Genomic DNA, 19229 nt, shown 5'->3' on the forward strand with positions numbered 1-19229 from the left:
TCTCCCTGCCCCGCCCTCAGGCGAAGTCTTTGGCGAAAGCGTCCAGGGCTGCGCGGATCTTCTCTTCCAGCTCACCCTTCACCTTGCGGTCATTGTTGGTGATGTCGTCCAGCAGGTCCCGTTTCTGGTTCCGCAGGTACGACAGAAGTTCCGCCTCGAAGCGCGTCACGTCCTTCACCGCGATCTTGTCGGTATAGCCTTTGATGCCCGCGAAGATGACGCAAACGATCTCGGCATTGGTCAGCGGCGCGTATTGCGGCTGCTTCATCAGCTCGGTCAGGCGCGCGCCGCGGTTCAGCAGCTGCTGCGTCGCCGGGTCGAGGTCCGAACCGAACTGCGCAAAGGCCGCCATCTCGCGGTACTGCGCCAGTTCCAGCTTCATGGAGCCGGCGACCGATTTCATCGCATCCGTCTGCGCCGAAGAGCCGACACGCGACACGGACAGACCCGTGTTCACCGCCGGACGGATGCCCTGATAGAACAGTTCCGTTTCGAGGAAGATCTGACCGTCGGTGATCGAGATCACGTTGGTCGGGATGAAGGCCGACACGTCGCCGCCCTGCGTTTCGATGATCGGCAGCGCCGTCAGCGAGCCCGAGCCGAAATCGGCGTTCAGCTTGGCCGAACGCTCCAGCAGGCGGGAGTGGAGGTAGAACACGTCGCCCGGATAGGCTTCGCGGCCCGGCGGACGGCGCAGCAGCAGCGACATCTGACGGTAGGCGACGGCCTGTTTGGACAGGTCATCATAGACGATCAGCGCGTGGCGGCCGTTGTCGCGGAAGTATTCCGCCATCGCCGTCGCGGCATAGGGGGCGAGGTACTGCATCGGCGCCGGGTCCGACGCCGTGGCGGCGATGACCATAGAATAGGCCATGGCACCGGTTTCCTCGAGCTTCTTCACGAGCTGCGCGACGGTCGAACGCTTCTGCCCGATCGCGACATAGACGCAGTAGAGCTTCTTCGATTCGTCCGAACCGGCCGCCTCGTTGTAGGACTTCTGGTTCAGGATCGTGTCGAGCGCGATCGCGGTCTTGCCGGTCTGGCGGTCGCCGATGATCAACTCGCGCTGGCCGCGGCCCACGGGGATCATCGCGTCCACCGATTTGATGCCCGTCGCCATCGGCTCGTGCACGCCCTTGCGCGGGATGATGCCCGGAGCCTTCACGTCGGCCACGCGGCGCTCGGTCGCGGCGATCGGACCTTTGCCGTCCAGCGGGTTGCCCAGCGCGTCAACCACGCGGCCCAGCAGCGCGTCGCCCACCGGAACGTCCACGATGGAGTTCGTGCGCTTGACCGTGTCGCCTTCCTTGATGCCGCTATCGGACCCGAAGATCACGATGCCGACATTGTCGACCTCGAGGTTCAGGGCCATGCCGCGGATGCCGCCGGGGAATTCGACCATCTCGCCGGCCTGGACCTTGTCCAGACCGTGCACGCGGGCAATCCCGTCGCCGACCGACAGCACGCGGCCGATCTCGGCCACTTCGGCATCCTGACCGAAGTTCTTGATCTGCTCCTTGAGGATCGCAGAGATCTCAGCAGCCTGGATTGCCATTATCCAACCTCTTTCATAGCATTCTTGAGAGCCGCGAGCTTCGAACGGACCGAAGTGTCGATCATCGTCGAACCGAGCTTCACGACAAGACCGCCGATCAGCGACTCGTCCACGGCGGTTTTGAGTTTCACGTCCTTGCCGGCCTTCGCCTTCAGCGTCGCCGAAAGCTTCGCGGCCTGATCCGGCGTCAGCGCCTGCGCCGAGGTCACCTCGGCCAGCACTTCACCCCGATCGTCGGCGATCATCGCGCGCAGCGCCGCGATCATGCGCGGCAGGGCGAACAGGCGCCGCTTGGCCGCCATCACCGACAGGCTGTTCACCATAAGCTCCGACAGGCCCATCGCCTGACCGACCGCGCGGATGCCCGCCTGCTGGTCGGCCCGCGAATAGACCGGGGAGGCGATCAGGTCCCGCAGATCGGCGCTGCTGTCCAGCGCCGCGTCCAGCGCGTCCAGATTGGATTCAAGCGTGTTGACGGAGTTGGCATCCTTCGCCAGTTCGAAAACTGCGGTCGCGTAGCGTGTCGCGATGCCAGTGGAAATCGAGGCCGGTTCAGACACTTCAACCCTTTCGATGTTCTGCCCCCGCCAGGGCGCGGCCGTTGCGGGGCTTTCACATGCGCACAATCATCGTGCACACAAGCTGGCAGTCGAATAGCAGAGGCATCCCGGTGCCGCAACTGTGAAGCCGCGGCCGGAGGCGCATTTCCGGCCCCCTCCATACCATCGGCGGCCTAGTTGTGGCAACATGTCGCAGAGCATCTCACCAGTGTCGAGGTGCCGGAAGCTGGGCCGGTGCGGCCACCCCCTCCAGCACGCGCAAGGGCCGGGTGACGGCGGCCTTCAGTCCGGGCTTGCGCGGGGCATAGACCTGTTTGGACACCTCCACCATGACCACGCCGCCGGCCAGCCACGGCGTCATCCGCCGCCCCACCCGCTCCCACATCCCCGACGTGCGCAGCCAGAACCGCTTGTGCGAGGGCGGCGAGAACAGCGCCCGCTGCGCCCGTTCGGGAACGAAGTTGTGACGGCGCAACTGCGCCTCCAGCTGGTTGGTGGAATAGGGACGCCCGAAGCCGAAGGGCGTACGCTCGCTGCGCGCCCAAAGGCCGGACCGGTTCGGCACGATGAACAGCGCCCGCGCGCCCGGCCCCATCACGCGCCAGCACTCCTCCAGCAGGGCGGCCTGCTGGTCCGACGGCTCCAGCCCGTGCAGGACGACCAGCTTGTCGGCCATCCCCGTCTCCAGCGGCCAATTCGTCTCTTCGGCCAGAACGGAGACGTTCTCCATCCCGGCGGGCCATGGCATGACCCCTTGCGGCGCAGGCATCACCCCGATCACGCGGCGCGCATCCTGAAGGTAGGGGCGCAGCAGCGGCACCGCAAAGCCGAAGCCCACGACCGTCTGGCCCTGCGCCTCGGGCCAGATCTCGGTCACGCGGTCGCGGATCGCGCGCTGCGCCACGCGGCCCAGCTGCGTGCGGTAATAGAAGTTCCGCAGATCCAAGACATCGAGATACATTGCGAAGGGACCGTTTTGGTGGCGATGATCGTTGGAACCCTAGTCCTCGACCGAAGGAAAAGCCATGACGATCGACCTTCTGACGATTCCCTGCCTGCGCGACAACTATGCCTTTCTGGCCTTCGACGCCGAACACCGCCGCGCGATCTGCGTCGATGTCCCCGAGGCGAACCCGATCCTTGCGGTGCTGTCGGCGCGGGAATGGGATCTGACGCATATCCTGCTGACACACCATCACGACGACCATGTGGAGGGCGTGGCCAAGCTGCGCGCCGCCACGGGTGCCACCGTGGTGGGCGCGGCCGCTGATACGCACCGCCTGCCCCCGCTCGACATCGCCCTGCGCGAAGGCGACCGGCTGGATGTGCTGGACACCTCGGTCGAGGTGCTGGATGTGCCGGGGCACACGGTCGGCCATATCGCCTTCGTCATGCGGGAGGCGGGGCTGGCCTTCACGGGCGACAGCCTAATGGCGGGCGGCTGCGGGCGGCTGTTCGAAGGCTCTCCCGCGCAGATGTGGCACAGCCTTCAGAAGCTGGCGGCCCTGCCCGCCGACACGCGGATCTGCTCGGGCCACGAATACACCCAGTCGAACCTGCGCTTCGCCGCAACTCTTGAACCGGAAAATCCCGCTCTTATCTCCCGTATCGAAGCGGTGGACGCGGCCCGGAGCGAAGGGCGCCCCACCGTCCCGTCCCGTCTGGACGAAGAACTGTCCACCAACCCCTTCCTTCGCCCCGCTTTGCTGAAGGCAGCTCTCGGCATGCCGGATGCGGACGATGCCGCCGTCTTCGCCGAGATCCGCGCACGGAAGGACAATTTCTAGGCGCCGCTCGCGGCGGAGTTCACGATTTGCTGCCAAATGATGTGAAAGGCAGCAAGAACGATATTCCCTCTTGAAGCGCGGGCCCAATACCCGATCTTCTATGGGTAAGAGGCAACGGTCGTCCGGCTTCGGCCCCGACCCGCAAGAACAGGAGCACCCCACCGTGCCATCGTTTTCCAACACTCTTGAGCAAGCCATCCACGGCGCCCTGGCGCTTGCGAACGCCCGCCGCCACGAACTCGCCACACTCGAACATCTGCTGCTTGCCCTGCTGGACGAACCGGATGCCTCGCGGGTCATGAAGGCCTGCGCCGTCGATACGGACGAGCTGCGCAAGACCCTCGTCGATTTCATCGACGACGACCTCGCGACGCTGGTGACGACCGTCGAAGGTTCCGAAGCGGTGCCGACCGCCGCCTTCCAACGCGTGATCCAACGCGCGGCGATCCATGTCCAAAGCTCCGGCCGGACCGAGGTGACGGGCGCGAACGTGCTGGTCGCCATCTTTGCCGAGCGCGAATCCAACGCCGCCTATTTCCTGCAAGAGCAGGACATGACGCGCTATGATGCGGTGAACTTCATCGCCCATGGCGTGGCCAAGAACCCCGAATACGGCGAGCAGCGCGATGTCTCCGGCGCCGAAGAGGGGCTTCATCACGAAACCCCGAAGGCCGAAGCCGGAGAGGCCAAGGAATCGGCGCTGTCGAAATACTGCGTCGATCTGAACGTGAAGGCCCGCAAGGGCGATGTGGACCCGCTGATCGGCCGCGAGGCCGAGGTGGAGCGCTGCATTCAGGTCCTTTGCCGCCGCCGCAAGAACAACCCGTTGCTGGTGGGCGATCCGGGCGTGGGCAAGACGGCCATCGCCGAAGGCCTTGCATGGAAGATCATCAACAATCAGGTGCCGGACATTCTGGCACGGGCGACGATCTACAGCCTCGACATGGGGGCGCTGCTGGCCGGAACCCGGTATCGCGGCGATTTCGAAGAACGTCTCAAGGCCGTCGTGAAGGAAATGGAGGAGCACCCGAACGCGGTCCTCTTCATCGACGAGATTCACACCGTAATCGGTGCGGGTGCCACCTCGGGCGGGGCGATGGATGCTTCGAACCTGCTGAAACCCGCGCTGGCGGGCGGCAAGCTGCGGACCATGGGCTCCACCACCTATAAGGAGTTCCGTCAGCACTTCGAAAAGGACCGCGCCCTGTCGCGCCGGTTCCAGAAGATCGACGTGAACGAGCCGTCGCTGCCCGATGCGATCAAGATCCTGATGGGTCTGAAGCCGCATTTCGAGGATCACCACGACATCCGCTATACCAGCGATGCGATCAAGACGGCGGTGGAGCTTGCCTCGCGCTACATCAACGACCGCAAGCTGCCGGATTCGGCGATCGACGTGATCGATGAGGCCGGTGCGGCCCAGCACCTGCTGGCCGATTCCAAACGCCGCAAGACGATCGGCGTGAAGGAGATCGAAACGGTGGTCGCCAAGATCGCCCGCATCCCCCCGAAGAACGTCTCTAAGGACGATGCGGAGGTGCTGCGCGATCTGGAACCGACGCTGAAGCGTGTGGTCTTCGGACAGGACGCGGCGATCACGGCGCTGGCCTCGGCGATCAAGCTGGCGCGTGCCGGGCTTCGCGAGCCTGAAAAGCCGATCGGCAACTACCTCTTTGCTGGCCCCACGGGCGTCGGCAAGACCGAGGTGGCCAAGCAGCTCGCCTCGACGCTGGGTGTGGAACTGCTGCGCTTCGACATGTCGGAATACATGGAGAAGCACGCCGTCTCGCGGCTGATCGGTGCGCCTCCGGGCTATGTCGGCTTCGATCAGGGCGGCATGCTGACCGACGGCGTGGACCAGCACCCCCATTGCGTGCTGCTGCTGGACGAGATCGAGAAGGCGCACCCGGATGTCTACAACATCCTGTTGCAGGTCATGGATCACGGCAAACTGACGGACCATAACGGCCGGCAGGTGGATTTCCGCAACGTGATCCTGATCATGACCTCGAACGCGGGCGCGTCGGACATGCAGAAGGCCGCGATCGGCTTTGGCCGCGACCGCCGCACCGGCGAGGATACCGCCGCGATCGAGCGGACCTTCACGCCGGAGTTCCGCAACCGTCTCGATGCCGTCATCTCCTTCGCGCCGCTGCCGAAGGACGTGATCCTGCAGGTGGTGGAGAAGTTCGTGCTGCAACTCGAAGCGCAGCTCATGGATCGCAACGTCCATATCGAACTGACGCCGGAGGCCGCCCGTTGGCTGGGTGACAAAGGGTATGACGACCGGATGGGCGCACGCCCGCTCGGCCGCGTGATCCAAGAGAACATCAAGAAGCCTCTGGCCGAGGAGCTTCTGTTCGGTCGCCTGACGAAGGGCGGCGTGGTCAAGGTCGTCATGAAGGACGACAAGATCGAATTGGAGATCGACGAGCAGAAAGGGCGGCTGACCAATCAGCGCCCGCCCCTGCTGACCGCCGAATGAGACGAAAAGGCCCGCCATCACGGCGGGCCTTTTTCTTGTCCGTCAGCGCAGGCGTGGCGCGGGGCCGAGGGGCAGCGGGCCGAAGCGCACCTCCCCGCCCGACAGGATCAGCGGCAGTTCCAGCGTGCCGTCGGCGGCCATCATGCGGAATGCGCCTTCCAGCATATCCACCCGGTTCGCCGGGATGACCCCGGCGGCCACGGCGGTATCCAGCGCATCGGGCCAATTCTCCAGCCGCAGGGTCAGATCACCGGCCGCGAATCCCCGCGCATCCGCGAGGATATGGCCCGACCCGGTGACGGCCATCTTGCCGAAGCGCAGATCGAAGCTGCTCAGGGTGATCTCATCGATCGGCACGGCGACGGCATCGGGCAGATCGTCGATCCGCTCGGCCAATGTGGCGGTGGCGTCCATGCTCAGGCTGCCATCGTCCAGATCGATGATGTCCGAGGTCAGCGCCAGCCCGTCCGCCTGCAGCGTCAAATGATGCGACCGGGCCGACACGCGGTCCGATGTCGCGCGGATGCCGCTCGCCGTCAGCTCGCCCATCGCCATGCTCGCCGTCACGGCGCCGGTGGCCGCACGGGCCGCGACCGGCGCAAGATCGGTCGAAAGACGGACATGGCCCTCGGCCTCGGCGGCGTTCAGATCGATCTGCCCGGCGGGCGTTTCCAGCACCTGACGTTCCGGCAACGAGACGGTCACCCGAAGCGGCCACCATGCCGGCATCGATACCTCCGCCGCCGGGGCCTGCCAGCCCCAGCCCGATTTCGGATCGAAGATCGCCACCTGCCCCGAGGTCGCCCGGAAGGTCAGCGGGAAGCCCGAAACGGTCATCCCCTCCACGGCGGCGCTGCGGCCCGAGGCCTCTTGCGCCGCCAGCCAATGTTCCACGCCGCCGCGGAACATCTTCGCGCCGACGAACCACCAGCCGCAAAAGGCGAGCGCCGCCACCACGATGATGCCCAGTATCGTCCGCATTGCACTTGCCCTTGTCGATGTTTAGCCAAGCCATAACGGCGGCATCGGGAAAGGGCCAGCAGATGACAGAGCGGCTTTGGGTCTTCGGCTACGGCTCGCTGATCTGGGATCCCTGCTTCCCGGTGGAGCGGCGGGTTCTGGCACGGCTGGACGGCTGGCAGCGCAGCTTCTGCATGGCCTCGGTCCATTATCGGGGCACGCCCGACGCGCCGGGCCTCGTCCTTGCGCTGGATCGTGCGGAGGGGCACTTCTGTCACGGCGTGGCCTTCCTCGTGGCCGAGGGCGCCGAGGATGCCGCCCTCGCCGCCCTGCGGGAGAGGGAACTGGTGTCCAGCGCCTATCTGGAAATGCGCCTGCCCCTTGCCGATCCTGCGGTGACGGCGCTGACCTATGTGATCGATCCGGGCCATGTGCAGTACTGCCGCCACGACGCGGAGACGCAGGCGCAGATCATCGCGCGGGCGCAGGGGGAGCGCGGGCCGAACCGCGATTACCTTGCGAATACGGTGCGTCACCTCGACGATCTGGGCATCCCCGATCCCGATCTGCACGAACTTGACCGCCGCGTACGCGATATCTCGCCTTGACGGTTGGCAGGCGCGGTCCATGCCCCTAATGTGGCGAGGAAAACCAGACAGCAGGCGCGCCGTGGACAGACCTCTTACCGCCCTCCGCCCCGGACCGATCACCCGGCCGGAAAAAGTATTCACCCAGCCGCTGCGTCAGCTCGTGGTCATGGCGCTGGTCGTGCTGCTGGTGATGGCCGGCGTCGCCTTCGCATGGGCCCATCTGTGGCCGCTGTTCCTTGCCAAGAAATGGCTGAACGGATTCATCGCGCTGGTCTTCGTGATCGGCGTCGCCACCTGCTTTGCCAGCGTCATCCGCCTGATGCAGTCCGTCACATGGATCGAGGCCTTCGTGCAGCGCAAGGGCGTGCAATCCGAACCGCCCGGCATGCTGCTGCCTCTGGCCAACATGCTGCGCTCCCGCTCGGCCAGCAGCCGCATTTCGGCAAGCTCGGCCCGCTCGATCCTCGATTCCGCGGGCGCGCGCCTCGATGAATCGCGCGAGGTGAGCCATTATCTCTCCAGCCTGCTGATCTTCCTTGGCCTTCTCGGCACCTTCTACGGGCTTGCGACCACCGTTCCGGCGCTGGTGGACACGATCCGCAGCCTTGCCCCGCAGGACGGGGTGCAGACCTCGGGGACCGAGATCCTCGGCACGCTGATGACCGGCCTGCAGAACCAGTTGGGCGGGATGGGCACAGCCTTCTCTTCCTCGCTTCTGGGGCTTGCAGGCTCGCTCGTGGTGGGGCTGCTGGCGCTCTTTGCCTCGCACTCGCAGACCCGCTTCCATCAGGAGCTGGAGGAGTGGCTGTCCTCGATCACCCGGCTTGGTTTTGCCGATGGCGACGATGCGGGCGTCGCGGGCGTTCTGGACATGATGAGCCAGCAGATGGACGAGCTGCGCGATCTCTTCGCCGAATCCGAAGCCGTGCGCCGCGCCAGCGATGACCGCGCGGGCCAGTTGGCCCATGCGATCGAAGGACTGCTGCACCGCAGCACCGAGCAGGACGACGCCCATGCCCGCATGGCCGATGCCCAGACCGCCGCGCTGACCCGCATCGCCGAAGGGCAAGCCCGCATGGCCGACGCGATGGAGGTGTCGGCCGCCAAGGACGCGCCCCATGCGGATGCCGAATACCGCGCGCGCCTGCGCTCCATCGACTCGCAGCTTTTGCGCCTTCTGGAGGAACTGGCCGTCGGCCGCCAAGAAGCCGTGGCCGAGTTGCGCGCCGACCTCGCCCAACTGACGAGCACGCTGCGTCAGGCCGCCAAGGGTGAGATCTGATGGCCCTGTCGCGCCGCACTCGCCCGCGCGAATCCCAGATCTGGCCCGGTTTCGTCGATGCGATGACCGCGCTGCTGCTGGTGCTGATGTTCGTGCTGACGATCTTCCTCGTCGTGCAATCGGTCCTGCGCGAGACGATCACCTCGCAGGGTTCGGAGCTTGACCGGCTCAGCGACGAGATGTCGATGCTGTCCGACCGTCTGGGGCTGGAGCAGCGCCGCAACGCCGAACTGACGGGTCAGGTCTCCGACGCGCAGAGCGAGGCCGCGCGGCAGGCGCAGCTTGCTGCAACGCTGACGGCGCGGCTGGACGATGCGACGACGCGCATCGCCAGCTTCGAGGATCAGGTCGCCTCGCTCATCGCGTCGCGCAACGATCTGCAGGCGCAGGCGGCGGATCTGGCCAAGGCCCGCGACACGGCGCTCAGCCAGCAGGAACAGCTGAACCTCGCCCTTGCCACCGCGAGGGACGAGATCGACGCACAGACCGAAGCCGCCCGTCTGGCCGCCGCCCGCCGCGACGCGATCGAGGCGCTGGTGGCCGATCTGCGCGCCCGCACCGAAGCGAGCGAGCAGGCCGCGACCGAGGCGCAGGCCGCCCTGACCGAGGCCGAGCAGCAGCAGATCGTGGACAGCGCCGCCGCCGAGGCGCTTCATGCCCGCCTTCAGAACAGTCAGGCCGAACTCACGGCCATGAGCCTCAACCTCGAGGAGCAGCGCCGCCGCGCCGAGGAAACGCTGACCCTTCTCGCCGCTGCCAAGACCGAGGCCGCGCAGGGCGCCGACCGCAAGGCGACACTGCTGGCGACGGCCGAAGCCGCGCTGGCCGCCGAACGCGTGAAGGCGACCGATGCCGAACGTCAGACGGCCGCGCTGAACGCGCAGGTGGCCGAACTGCGGGCCCAGCTTGCGGCATTGCAGCAGACGCTCAACGTGCAGGGCGCGACGGCGGACGCAAAGGACGCCACGATCGACGATCTCGGCAACCGGCTGAACGTTGCCCTTGCCCGCGCCGCCGAAGAGCAGCGCCGCCGCGCCGAACTGGAAGAAGCCGAACGCATCCGCCTGCAATCGGAGACCGAGCAGTTGGCGCGCTATCGTTCGGAATTCTTCGGGCGGCTCAGCCAGATCCTTCAGGGGCGTGACGGCGTGCGCGTCGTGGGGGACCGGTTCGTCTTCTCCTCGGAGGTGCTGTTCAATGTCGGCTCCGCCGATCTGTCGGAGGAAGGCCGTCGGCAGATCGCCGATGTCGCCGTCAGCCTGCGCGACATCGCAAGCGACATCCCGAGCGATCTGAACTGGATCCTGCGCGTGGACGGCTTCACCGACGATCAACCTCTGTCCGGCAACGGCGCGTTCAGCGACAACTGGGAGCTGAGCCAAGCGCGCGCGCTGTCGGTGGTGCGCTTCCTGCAGAACGACCTCGGATTCCCGCCGGACCATCTGGCCGCCACCGGCTTCGGGCAGTATCAGCCCGTCGCCACCGGCAACACCGCCGAGGCGCGCGCCCAGAACCGCCGGATCGAGTTGAAGCTGACGGAGCGTTAATGGCAGTACGGGCTTCGGCGGTCCGAGGGCATGTCGAAATGCATGTGATCCTCGTGATAGCCGTCGGAGCCCGGACCGAGCGTCGTGCCGAAGATGCCGCAGCCTGCCTTGTAGCTCTGCGTCATCTTCTGCCCGTCCCGCCCCCGGTTCCAGTCCCGCGCGACGGTGATGCTGCGACCGTCCGTCATCGTCAGGCCCGCGACATCCACCGCACGGCCCTTGCCATGCTCGCTGATCTTGGCACCGTCGATGTTGTTGCGCCCGCGGCAGGCATAGGCCCCTGCCACATCCAGCCGCCGCACCTGCCCCCCGAAATTGGGTTGCAGCACCGTTCCGACCCATTCGTTCAGCGCCCGCGCGATCGAGCAATCCATCGTCAACGGCAGCGACAGCTTCACCCCCTGCACGGCGACGATCTGCACCGGATCGGCAATGCCGCAGCCCTGCTGGCGCGAGGTGACGGGCGCCAGATGACGCCCCGTCAGCCCCGCCGCGCCGCAGATCGCCCCCGATGCCTTGGGCGACGGGCTGCCCTTGCGCGCCCGCGGCAGGGGGGAACTTTGCGGAGCGGTCCCGCTCGATACGACATCCGCCGCAGCGGGCCGGGTCATGGGGCGGGGTGATGCTTCGGGCGGCGCGGCGAATGCCGGGCCGGACAGAAGCACAAGGACGAGCAGCGCCGCGCGCATGCCGTCAGCGCGCCACACCGCGTCCGAAATCGGCGGCGCTGGTATCCTGCCCCGCTTCGATGATGGAGCGGCGGATGGCACGGGTCCGCGTGAAGTAATCGTGCAGATGCTCGCCATCTTCCGTCCGGATCGCGCGCTGCAAGGCGAACAGCTCCTCCGAGAACCGGCCGAGGATGTCGAGCACCGCCTCCTTGTTCGTCAGGAAGATGTCGCGCCACATGGTCGGATCGCTGGCGGCGATGCGCGTGAAATCCCGGAAGCCCGAGGCCGAATACTTGATGATCTCGCTGTCGGATACGCGGCGGACATGCTCGGCCACGCCCACCATCGTATAGGCGATGAGGTGCGGCGTATGCGACACGACCGCCAGAACGAGATCGTGGTGCGCGGCGTCCATCACATCGACATTCGCGCCCATGCCTTCCCACAGCGCCCGCAGGCGCGCCATGGCCGCATCCTCGGCGTGATCGTCGATCAGCAGGCACCAACGGTTGTGGAAGAGCGTGGCAAAGCCAGAACGCGGGCCGGAATGCTCCGTCCCCGCCAGCGGATGGCCCGGAATGAAGCAGACACCCGGCGGGATATGCGGGCCGACGGCGGTGATCACCGCCTGCTTGACGGACCCGACATCCGTGACGGTGGCGCCCGGTTTCAGATGCGGCGCGATCGCGGCGGCGATCTCCCCCATCGCGCCGACGGGCACCGCCAGCACTACCAGATCGGCACCCTCCACAGCTTCGGCCGCCGTCTCGCAGATACGGTCGCAGAAGCCCACTTCGCGCGCAGCCTCGCGCGTTTCGGCGCTGCGGGCGTGGCCAGTGATCTCCCCGGCCAGACCGGCCGCCTTCATCGCATGGCCCATGGACGAGGCGATGAGCCCCAGCCCCAAAAGCGCCACCCGTTCGTAGATCATCAGCGCAGCCCCTTGAACTGGGCGATGGCATGGGCGACGCGGCGGCAGGATGCCTCATCCCCGACCGTGATGCGCAGGCAATGCGGCAGCTTGTAGCTGGCGACCCGGCGCACGATCAGCCCTTGGCTGAGCAGGAAGCTGTCGCAGGCCTCCGCCTCTTGGGCATCGGCAAAGCGGGCAAGGATGAAGTTCGCCATCGACGTATCGGAGGGCACACCGATTTCCGCCAGCGCCTCGGCCAGCCAGACGCGCCAGCGGGCATTCTCGGCGCGGCACCGGGTGACCCATTCCTGATCGCGCATCGCCGCCTCGGCCACATCAAGCTGCGTGGTGGACAGGTTGAACGGCCCGCGGATGCGGTTCAGCACGTCGATGATCGCCTTCGGGCCATAGCCCCAGCCGATCCGCAACCCGCCAAGACCGTAGATCTTGGAGAAGGTGCGCGTCATCACCACGTTGTCCCGCGCCTCGATCAGGTTGTGGCCCGCATCGTAGCCCTGCACATATTCGGCATAGGCACCGTCCAGCACGAGGATCGCCTGCGGCGGCAGGCCCGCTGCCAGCCGTGCCAGTTCCGCCGCCGACACCATCGTGCCCGTCGGGTTGTTCGGATTGGCGATGAACACAAGGCGCGTCCGGTCGGTGCAGGCGGCCAGGAGCGCATCGACATCGGCCGTCCGCTCCCGCTCCGGCACCTCGACCGGCGTCGCACCGACCGCCAGCGCCGAGATGCGGTACATCAGGAACCCGTGCTCGGTAAACAGAACCTCGTCGCCCGGCCCGGCATAGGCCTGACAGAGGAAGGTGATGATCTCATCGGAGCCGACGCCGCAGATCACCCGCCCGGCGTCGAGGCCATGCACCTCGGCGATCGCCTGACGCAGCGCGGTGTGATCGGTGTTCGGATAACGGTGCAGCGTGTGGACCGAGCGCAGGAAGGCTTCCTTCGCACGTTCCGACGGGCCGGCGGGGTTTTCGTTGGAGGAAAGCTTCAGCGCATTCGCAACACCGGCCACATGGCTCTTGCCGCCCTCGTACAGCGCGATGTCGAGGATTCCGGGTTGCGGACGGATGGCGTTGGTCATGGTCGTGTTCCCTCTGGCCTTCGGTTTCTAGCGGCGCACCGTCTTTCATGCCAGCGGAAACATCGGATCCCCATGCAAAAGGCCGCCGCGGTGTCCCGCAGCGGCCCCAGTCGCACGAACCGAAAAGGATCAGTTCTGTGCGTAGAATTCGACGACCAGGTTCGGTTCCATCTGGACAGCGTAGGGGATGTCCGACAGGCCCGGCGTACGGGTGAAGGTCGCGGTCATCTTGGAGTGATCGACCTCGATATAGTCGGGAACGTCACGCTCGGCCAGGCCGACGGCTTCCAGCACGATGGCCAGTTGCTTGGACGTCTGTTTCACCTCGACGACATCGCCTTCGCGCACACGGTAGGACGCGATGTTCACGCGCTTGCCGTTCACGAGGACGTGGCCGTGGTTCACGAACTGACGCGCCGCGAAGATGGTCGGCACGAATTTCGCGCGGTAGACGATCGCGTCCAGACGACGCTCCAGCAGGCCGACCAGCATCTCGCCGGTGTCGCCTTTCAGACGCTCGGCTTCGGCATAGATGCGACGGAATTGCTTTTCCGTCAGATCGCCGTAGTAGCCTTTGAGCTTTTGCTTGGCGCGCAGCTGCGTACCGAAGTCCGACAGCTTGTTCTTGCGGCGCTGACCGTGCTGGCCGGGGCCGTATTCACGCTTGTTCACCGGGGACTTCGGACGGCCCCAGATGTTTTCGCCCATGCGGCGGTCGATTTTGTATTTGGCAGAGGTGCGTTTGGTCACCGCTGATCTCCTTGCTATGAAGGGCGTTGTCCTTTCCCCTCGCGGGGCGACAGGTCATCCCCTCGCGGGGGCCACCAACACCAATGAAAACCGCCCATTCGACGGATCGCGCGCTTATACAGGGGCAGCGCGCGGTGTCAACACCGCTTCGGCTCGGGCACGCGGCGTAGGCCCAACAGCGCCAGCGCCAGCGCCACGAGGATCACCATCCCATAGACGAAGGCCGTCTGCATCAGGCCGAGATACGGCACCGCCATGCCCGCCAGCACCGCCGGCGCCGCAAAGGCGGTGTAGCTGAGCGCGAAGAACGTGGCCAACATCGACGCCCGTTCCTGCCCCTCGGCCAGCGGCAGCAGGAGCCGCAGGATCGAGGAAAAGACCAGCCCCTGCCCCGTGCCCACGATCATCGTGCCCAAGAACATCAGCGGCCCCTGCCCCAGTTCCATCCCCGCCAGCGTCAGCGGAATGCCCAGCATCTGTGCCACCGCCCCGGCCAGCATCATGCGCGATGCGGGCCGGGTCCGCCCCACCATCACCGCCACCGCCGCGCTGCCCATCAGAACGCAGACGATCACCCCCGTCACCATCTGCGATTCCGTATGGAGCGCCCGGTTCAGCAGCGTCGGCATCAGGGACATGTACAGCCCGCCGATCGCCCAGCCGGTCAGAACCGGCGGCAGATAGCGGATGAACTGCGCCCGCGCCGCACGCGGCACCCCAAGGCTGGGCCGCAGCGAGGCAAGCGCGCCGGGATGACGCGGGCAGGTTTCCGGCATCCGCACCAGCGCCAGAAGCGACAGCACGCTGAATATCCCGATCGCCACATAGGGCAGCGCCATCGGATGCGGGGCCAAGCTGACCAGAAGCCCGGTGGAGAGCGCCCCGAACGACATCCCAAGGAACGGCACCACGGAATTGAGGACCGGCCCACGCTCCGGGTCGGCATCCACGATCGCCGCGCCGCAGGTCGGCACCGCGATGCCCATGGCGAGCCCCTGCACCACCCGCGCCAGCAGCAGCCCCTGATAGCTGTCCGCCGCAAGGAAGATCGCCAGCGCCGCGAGGTTCAGCAGCAGCGCCCCCGCGATCACCGGCTTGCGCCCCAGATGGTTCGAGAGCCGCCCCGCCGTCAGCAGCGCGATCAGCAGCGCCACGACATAGATCGCGAACAGCGCCGTGACCTGAAACGGCACGAGGCCATAGACACGCTGATACAGCGGATAGAGCGGCGTCGGGACGGACGCGCCAAGGGCGAAAACCACCGCCGTCAACGTTCCATACACCGTCATCGCACGCAGAGATGCATGACGCATGGCGAACCTCGCAGAAGGAATACGCAGGAAGTAGCCACGGCGACCCGCCGTGGCAAGCGCTCAGGCTGCGCTGCCGATCCCGGCGGCACGGCGCCGGGCGACGCGGGCGCGGATCGCCTCGATATCGGTGACGGGCGTCGCGGCGAACAGCTTGCGCGTATAGTCGTGCTGCGGATCGGCGAAGACCGCCTCGCGCGTGCCGAATTCCACCACCTCGCCCTTGTACATCACCATCACCTCATCGGCGATGTAGCGCACGACCGACAGATCGTGGCTGATGAAGACATAGGTCAGATCGAATTCGTCCTGCAGATCGGCCAAGAGGTTCAGCACCTGCGCCTGCACCGACAGATCCAGCGCCGAAACCGGCTCGTCCAGCACCAGAAGGCGCGGGTTCACCATCAGCGCCCGCGCGATGGCCAGACGCTGGCGCTGCCCGCCCGAGAACATGTGCGGATAGCGGTTGAAATGCTCCGCCTGAAGGCCGACGCGGATCAGCATCGCCATCGCCTTTTCGCGCCGGGTCTTCGCATCGTCCTTCGTGTTCAGGATCAGCGGCTCCATCAGCATGTCCCCGACCTTCTGGCGGGGGTTCAGGCTGCCATAGGGGTTCTGGAACACGATCTGAACCTTGCGGCGCAGTTCGGGCGTCAGGCCGGACAGGCTGACGCGCTGCCCGTCGAGATACATCTCCCCCTCGGTCGCGGGGTCGATCAGGGTCAGAATCCGCGCGAGCGTGGATTTGCCGCAGCCCGACTCCCCGACGATGGCCAGCGTGCGCCCCTGCTCGATGCTGAAGGAGATGCCCTTCAGCGCCCGGACCGACGCGCCCTTGCGCAGCAGCCCGCCCGAAACGGCGTAATCGCGGATGATGTTGCGGACGTCCAGAACGGCGGTCATCGCGTGGCCTCCAGCGTGGCGGGATCGATGAAGTCGGATACGGTGGCAAGCCGGTCGCCCGTCGCATGTTCCGGCAGGGCCGACAGCAGCGCACGGGTGTAGGGATGGCTCGGGGCTTCGAACAGGGTCAGCACATCGGCCTCCTCCATCTTGCTGCCCTTGTACTTGACGATCACGCGGTCGGCCGTTTCGGCCACAACGCCCATGTCATGGGTGATCATGATCATGCCCATGCCCGTCTCTTCCTGCAACGACATCAGAAGATCGAGGATCTGCTTCTGGATCGTCACATCGAGCGCGGTCGTCGGTTCGTCCGCGATCAGCAGCTTGGGCCGGCAGGCGATGGCGATGGCGATCATCACGCGCTGGCATTGCCCGCCCGACATCTGGTGCGGATAGGAATCGAGGCGCTTCTCCGGTTCGGGGATGCCCACGGCGGTGAACAACTCGATCGCGCGTTTGCGCCGCGCGGCCCGGCCAAGGCCGAGATGCGCGCGCAGGCTTTCCTCGATCTGATACCCGACGGTGAAGCACGGGTTGAGCGAGGCGATCGGCTCCTGAAAGATCATGGAGATGTCGCGGCCGATGATCGCGCGGCGGTCCCGCTCGGACATGCCCAGAAGGTCGCGGCCGTTGAAGGTCATGACATCGGCCGTCACGGTGGCGGTCTTGGGCAGAAGGCCCATCGCTGCCAGCATCGACACCGATTTGCCCGACCCGGATTCACCGACGATCGCCAGCACTTCGCGCGAGTGCACCGTCAGGTCCAGTCCCTTCACGGCGTGGAACGATCCGGTCGCGGTGGCGAAACGGACGTTGAGGTTGCGGATCTCCAGAAGGGCCATCGTCAGCTCCGCTTCAGTTTCGGGTCGAGCGCGTCGCGCAGGCCGTCGCCCACGAGGTTGATCGCAAGGACCGTGATCAGGATCGCAAGGCCGGGGAAGGTCACGACCCACCATGCCCGCAGGATGAACTCGCGCGCTTCGGCCAGCATCGTGCCCCATTCGGGCAGCGGGGGCTGCGCGCCCATGCCCAGAAAGCCGAGCGCCGCCGCATCCAGCACCGCGTTCGAGAAGGAGAGCGTGCCCTGCACGATCAGCGGCGCCATGCAGTTCGGCAGGATGGTGCGCACCATCAGCCGGAAGCGCCCCGCCCCGGCCACGCGCGCGGCCATGACGTATTCCTTGTTCTTCTCGGTCATCACGGCGGCGCGGGTCAGACGCGCGAAATGCGGTTGCAGCACGATGGCGATGGCGATCATCGCGTTCATCAGCCCGGGGCCGAGGATCGCAACCATCACCAGCGCCAAGAGCAGCGACGGGAAGGCAAGGATGACATCCATCACCCGCATGATGACGGTATCCACCCAGCCGCCGAAGAACCCGGCCAGCAGCCCCAGAACGATGCCGCCCACCAGCGCGATCGCAACGACGACGCAGCCGATGATGAGCGATTGGCGCGCGCCGAAGATCAAGCGCGAGAGGATGTCCCGCCCCACGGCGTCGGTGCCCAGAAGGAAGCGGCTGCTGCCGCCGTCCTGCCAGCTTGGCGGCGCCAGAAGCGCGTCGCGGAACTGCTGGATCGGATCGTGCGGCGCCAGCACCGGCGCGAACAGCGCGATCACGATCAGCGCAAGGAACACGAAGAGGCCGATCACGGCCCCCCGGTTTTCGGAGAAATAGAACCAGAACTCACGCAGCACGCGCGCGCGTTCGGACGGGGTTTTGACGGTTGCGGTCATGGTCTCACCTGTGCCGGATGCGCGGATTGATGATGCCGTAAAGCAGGTCGACGATCAGGTTCACCACCATGACCACCACGGCGATCAGAAGCAGCCCCCCCTGCACCGACGGATAGTCGCGGCGCGAGATGGAATCGATCATCCACTTGCCCACACCGGGCCACGAGAAGATTGTCTCGGTCAGGATGGCGCCGGCCATCATGACGCCGATCTGCAGGCCGATGGTCGTGATGACCGGGATCATCGCGTTGCGCAGCGCATGGATGCCCACGACGCGCCACGCGCTCATGCCCTTGGCACGGGCGGTGCGGACGTAATCCTCGCTCAGAACCTCCAGCATGGCCGACCGGGACTGGCGCGCGATGACGGCCATCGGAATGGTCGCCAGCACGACCGAGGGCAGGATCAGATGGCTCAGCGCCGAACGGAAGGCCCCCGACTGCCCCGACATGAGCGAGTCGATCAGCATGAAGCCCGTGCCCTTGGGGAAGAAATAAAGCAGGTCGATCCGCCCCGACACCGGCGTCCAGCCCAGCGTGCCGGAGAAGAGGATGATCAGCAGCAGCCCCCACCAGAAGATCGGCATGGAATACCCGACCAGCGCGGCCCCCATCGTGATCTGATCGAAGGCGCTGCCGCGCTTGATGGCGGCAAAGACGCCCAGCGGAACACCGATCAGCGTGGCGAGGATGATGGCGCAGACCGCCAGTTCGACCGTCGCCGGGAACAGGGTCAGAAACTCGCCCAGCACCGGGCGGCGCGTCGCCAGCGAGGTGCCGAAATCGCCGTGGAACAGACCACCCACGAAATCGAGATACTGCGCGACCAGCGGCCGATCGAAACCGAGCTGCGCCGAAAGCTGCGCGTGACGTTCGGGCGAAATACCCCGCTCGCCCGCCATCAGCAGCACCGGATCGCCCGGCAGCAGCCGCACGAAGCCGAAGGCCACGACGGTGATCCCGATGAAGGTCGGGATCAGGTAGGTGAGCTTGCCCACAAGAAATCTGATCATCGGTGTTCCGAAAAGTTGGAGGCGCGCCGGAGGGGACCCCGACGCGCCGGTTCAGCCATT

Annotated in this window: 18 protein-coding genes; 5 read left to right on the top strand and 13 right to left on the bottom strand. The window is 66.2% G+C overall.

Annotated features, from left to right (window positions below; genetic code table 11):
- Nucleotides 1-16 precede the first annotated feature (16 nt).
- The 3 genes from atpA to GR316_RS05610 all read right to left on the bottom strand — a co-directional run bounded on the left by atpA (nucleotide 17) and on the right by GR316_RS05610 (nucleotide 3076).
- Nucleotides 17-1555 carry a F0F1 ATP synthase subunit alpha gene (atpA, locus tag GR316_RS05600; protein ID WP_211785023.1) on the bottom strand — a complete coding sequence of 513 codons (1539 nt, stop codon included), beginning with the start codon at nucleotides 1553-1555 and terminating at the stop codon, nucleotides 17-19.
- On the bottom strand, nucleotides 1555-2115 hold the full coding sequence (locus tag GR316_RS05605) for a F0F1 ATP synthase subunit delta (protein ID WP_211785024.1): 561 nt from the start codon (nucleotides 2113-2115) through the stop codon (nucleotides 1555-1557). Before GR316_RS05605 ends, atpA begins: the two co-directional genes overlap by 1 nt.
- Before the next feature lie 202 nt (nucleotides 2116-2317).
- Nucleotides 2318-3076, bottom strand: a complete 759-nt coding sequence (locus GR316_RS05610) for a class I SAM-dependent methyltransferase (protein ID WP_211785025.1) — start codon at nucleotides 3074-3076, stop codon at nucleotides 2318-2320.
- 64 nt (nucleotides 3077-3140) lie between these two features.
- Here GR316_RS05610 and gloB point away from each other — a divergent pair, with 64 nt between their 5' ends.
- Both gloB and clpA read left to right on the top strand, forming a co-directional pair.
- Nucleotides 3141-3902 carry a hydroxyacylglutathione hydrolase gene (gloB, locus tag GR316_RS05615; protein WP_211785026.1) on the top strand — a complete coding sequence of 254 codons (762 nt, stop codon included), beginning with the start codon at nucleotides 3141-3143 and terminating at the stop codon, nucleotides 3900-3902.
- Between the two features lie 163 nt (nucleotides 3903-4065).
- Nucleotides 4066-6387: an ATP-dependent Clp protease ATP-binding subunit ClpA gene (gene clpA / locus GR316_RS05620; protein ID WP_211785027.1), complete on the top strand. Its 2322-nt coding sequence runs from the start codon at nucleotides 4066-4068 to the stop codon at nucleotides 6385-6387.
- Between the two features lie 42 nt (nucleotides 6388-6429).
- On the opposite strand, the gene GR316_RS05625 is transcribed toward clpA, so the two are convergent.
- The gene (locus tag GR316_RS05625) at nucleotides 6430-7368 is read right to left on the bottom strand and encodes a DUF2125 domain-containing protein (RefSeq protein WP_211785028.1); all 939 of its coding nucleotides are present in this window, start codon (nucleotides 7366-7368) and stop codon (nucleotides 6430-6432) included.
- Between the two features lie 62 nt (nucleotides 7369-7430).
- Between GR316_RS05625 and GR316_RS05630 the strand changes: the two genes are divergently transcribed.
- The 3 genes from GR316_RS05630 to GR316_RS05640 all read left to right on the top strand — a co-directional run bounded on the left by GR316_RS05630 (nucleotide 7431) and on the right by GR316_RS05640 (nucleotide 10766).
- The gene (locus GR316_RS05630) at nucleotides 7431-7955 is read left to right on the top strand and encodes a gamma-glutamylcyclotransferase (protein WP_211785029.1); all 525 of its coding nucleotides are present in this window, start codon (nucleotides 7431-7433) and stop codon (nucleotides 7953-7955) included.
- Nucleotides 7956-8016: 61 nt separating this feature from the next.
- Nucleotides 8017-9219 carry a biopolymer transporter ExbB gene (locus GR316_RS05635; RefSeq protein ID WP_249218820.1) on the top strand — a complete coding sequence of 401 codons (1203 nt, stop codon included), beginning with the start codon at nucleotides 8017-8019 and terminating at the stop codon, nucleotides 9217-9219.
- Nucleotides 9219-10766, top strand: coding sequence for a peptidoglycan -binding protein (locus GR316_RS05640; RefSeq protein WP_211785030.1), 1548 nt, complete (start codon nucleotides 9219-9221; stop codon nucleotides 10764-10766). The genes GR316_RS05635 and GR316_RS05640 overlap by 1 nt, the downstream gene beginning before the upstream one ends.
- On the opposite strand, the gene GR316_RS05645 is transcribed toward GR316_RS05640, so the two are convergent.
- The 9 genes from GR316_RS05645 to GR316_RS05685 form a co-directional block, all read right to left on the bottom strand.
- The gene (locus GR316_RS05645; protein ID WP_249218821.1) at nucleotides 10763-11377 is read right to left on the bottom strand and encodes an extensin-like domain-containing protein; all 615 of its coding nucleotides are present in this window, start codon (nucleotides 11375-11377) and stop codon (nucleotides 10763-10765) included. The two genes, GR316_RS05640 and GR316_RS05645, sit on opposite strands and share 4 nt — an antisense overlap.
- Nucleotides 11378-11459: 82 nt before the next feature.
- Nucleotides 11460-12371: a prephenate/arogenate dehydrogenase family protein gene (locus GR316_RS05650; protein ID WP_211785122.1), complete on the bottom strand. Its 912-nt coding sequence runs from the start codon at nucleotides 12369-12371 to the stop codon at nucleotides 11460-11462.
- A complete protein-coding gene (gene hisC / locus GR316_RS05655) occupies nucleotides 12368-13453 on the bottom strand; it encodes a histidinol-phosphate transaminase (protein ID WP_211785032.1) in 1086 nt (361 codons plus the stop codon). The genes GR316_RS05650 and hisC overlap by 4 nt, the downstream gene beginning before the upstream one ends.
- A gap of 129 nt (nucleotides 13454-13582) precedes the next feature.
- Nucleotides 13583-14203: a 30S ribosomal protein S4 gene (gene rpsD, locus GR316_RS05660; RefSeq protein WP_211785033.1), complete on the bottom strand. Its 621-nt coding sequence runs from the start codon at nucleotides 14201-14203 to the stop codon at nucleotides 13583-13585.
- 137 nt (nucleotides 14204-14340) lie between these two features.
- Nucleotides 14341-15516, bottom strand: coding sequence for an MFS transporter (locus GR316_RS05665; protein ID WP_211785034.1), 1176 nt, complete (start codon nucleotides 15514-15516; stop codon nucleotides 14341-14343).
- A 60-nt stretch (nucleotides 15517-15576) separates the two neighbouring features.
- Nucleotides 15577-16416: an ATP-binding cassette domain-containing protein gene (locus GR316_RS05670; protein WP_249218822.1), complete on the bottom strand. Its 840-nt coding sequence runs from the start codon at nucleotides 16414-16416 to the stop codon at nucleotides 15577-15579.
- On the bottom strand, nucleotides 16413-17261 hold the full coding sequence (locus GR316_RS05675) for an ABC transporter ATP-binding protein (RefSeq protein ID WP_211785035.1): 849 nt from the start codon (nucleotides 17259-17261) through the stop codon (nucleotides 16413-16415). The genes GR316_RS05670 and GR316_RS05675 overlap by 4 nt, the downstream gene beginning before the upstream one ends.
- Before the next feature lie 2 nt (nucleotides 17262-17263).
- Nucleotides 17264-18157, bottom strand: coding sequence for an ABC transporter permease subunit (locus tag GR316_RS05680; protein ID WP_211785036.1), 894 nt, complete (start codon nucleotides 18155-18157; stop codon nucleotides 17264-17266).
- 4 nt (nucleotides 18158-18161) lie between these two features.
- Nucleotides 18162-19169 carry an ABC transporter permease subunit gene (locus GR316_RS05685; RefSeq protein ID WP_211785037.1) on the bottom strand — a complete coding sequence of 336 codons (1008 nt, stop codon included), beginning with the start codon at nucleotides 19167-19169 and terminating at the stop codon, nucleotides 18162-18164.
- Between the last annotated feature and the right edge of the window lie 60 nt (nucleotides 19170-19229).

It is taken from the genome of Falsirhodobacter algicola (assembly GCF_018279165.1).
Lineage (GTDB): Bacteria > Pseudomonadota > Alphaproteobacteria > Rhodobacterales > Rhodobacteraceae > Falsirhodobacter > Falsirhodobacter algicola.

Bases quoted from the DNA above. Each gene is read 5' to 3' on its own strand.
- atpA (WP_211785023.1), bottom strand. From the start codon at position 1,555: ATGGCAATCCAGGCTGCTGAGATCTCTGCGATCCTCAAGGAGCAGATC.
- GR316_RS05670 (WP_249218822.1), bottom strand. From the start codon at position 16,416: ATGACCGCCGTTCTGGACGTCCGCAACATCATCCGCGATTACGCCGTT.
- GR316_RS05680 (WP_211785036.1), bottom strand. From the start codon at position 18,157: ATGACCGCAACCGTCAAAACCCCGTCCGAACGCGCGCGCGTGCTGCGT.
- GR316_RS05625 (WP_211785028.1), bottom strand. From the start codon at position 7,368: ATGCGGACGATACTGGGCATCATCGTGGTGGCGGCGCTCGCCTTTTGC.
- GR316_RS05630 (WP_211785029.1), top strand. From the start codon at position 7,431: ATGACAGAGCGGCTTTGGGTCTTCGGCTACGGCTCGCTGATCTGGGAT.
- GR316_RS05685 (WP_211785037.1), bottom strand. From the start codon at position 19,169: ATGATCAGATTTCTTGTGGGCAAGCTCACCTACCTGATCCCGACCTTC.
- GR316_RS05665 (WP_211785034.1), bottom strand. From the start codon at position 15,516: ATGCGTCATGCATCTCTGCGTGCGATGACGGTGTATGGAACGTTGACG.
- GR316_RS05610 (WP_211785025.1), bottom strand. From the start codon at position 3,076: ATGTATCTCGATGTCTTGGATCTGCGGAACTTCTATTACCGCACGCAG.
- hisC (WP_211785032.1), bottom strand. From the start codon at position 13,453: ATGACCAACGCCATCCGTCCGCAACCCGGAATCCTCGACATCGCGCTG.
- GR316_RS05640 (WP_211785030.1), top strand. From the start codon at position 9,219: ATGGCCCTGTCGCGCCGCACTCGCCCGCGCGAATCCCAGATCTGGCCC.
- gloB (WP_211785026.1), top strand. From the start codon at position 3,141: ATGACGATCGACCTTCTGACGATTCCCTGCCTGCGCGACAACTATGCC.
- GR316_RS05645 (WP_249218821.1), bottom strand. From the start codon at position 11,377: ATGACCCGGCCCGCTGCGGCGGATGTCGTATCGAGCGGGACCGCTCCG.
- GR316_RS05675 (WP_211785035.1), bottom strand. From the start codon at position 17,261: ATGGCCCTTCTGGAGATCCGCAACCTCAACGTCCGTTTCGCCACCGCG.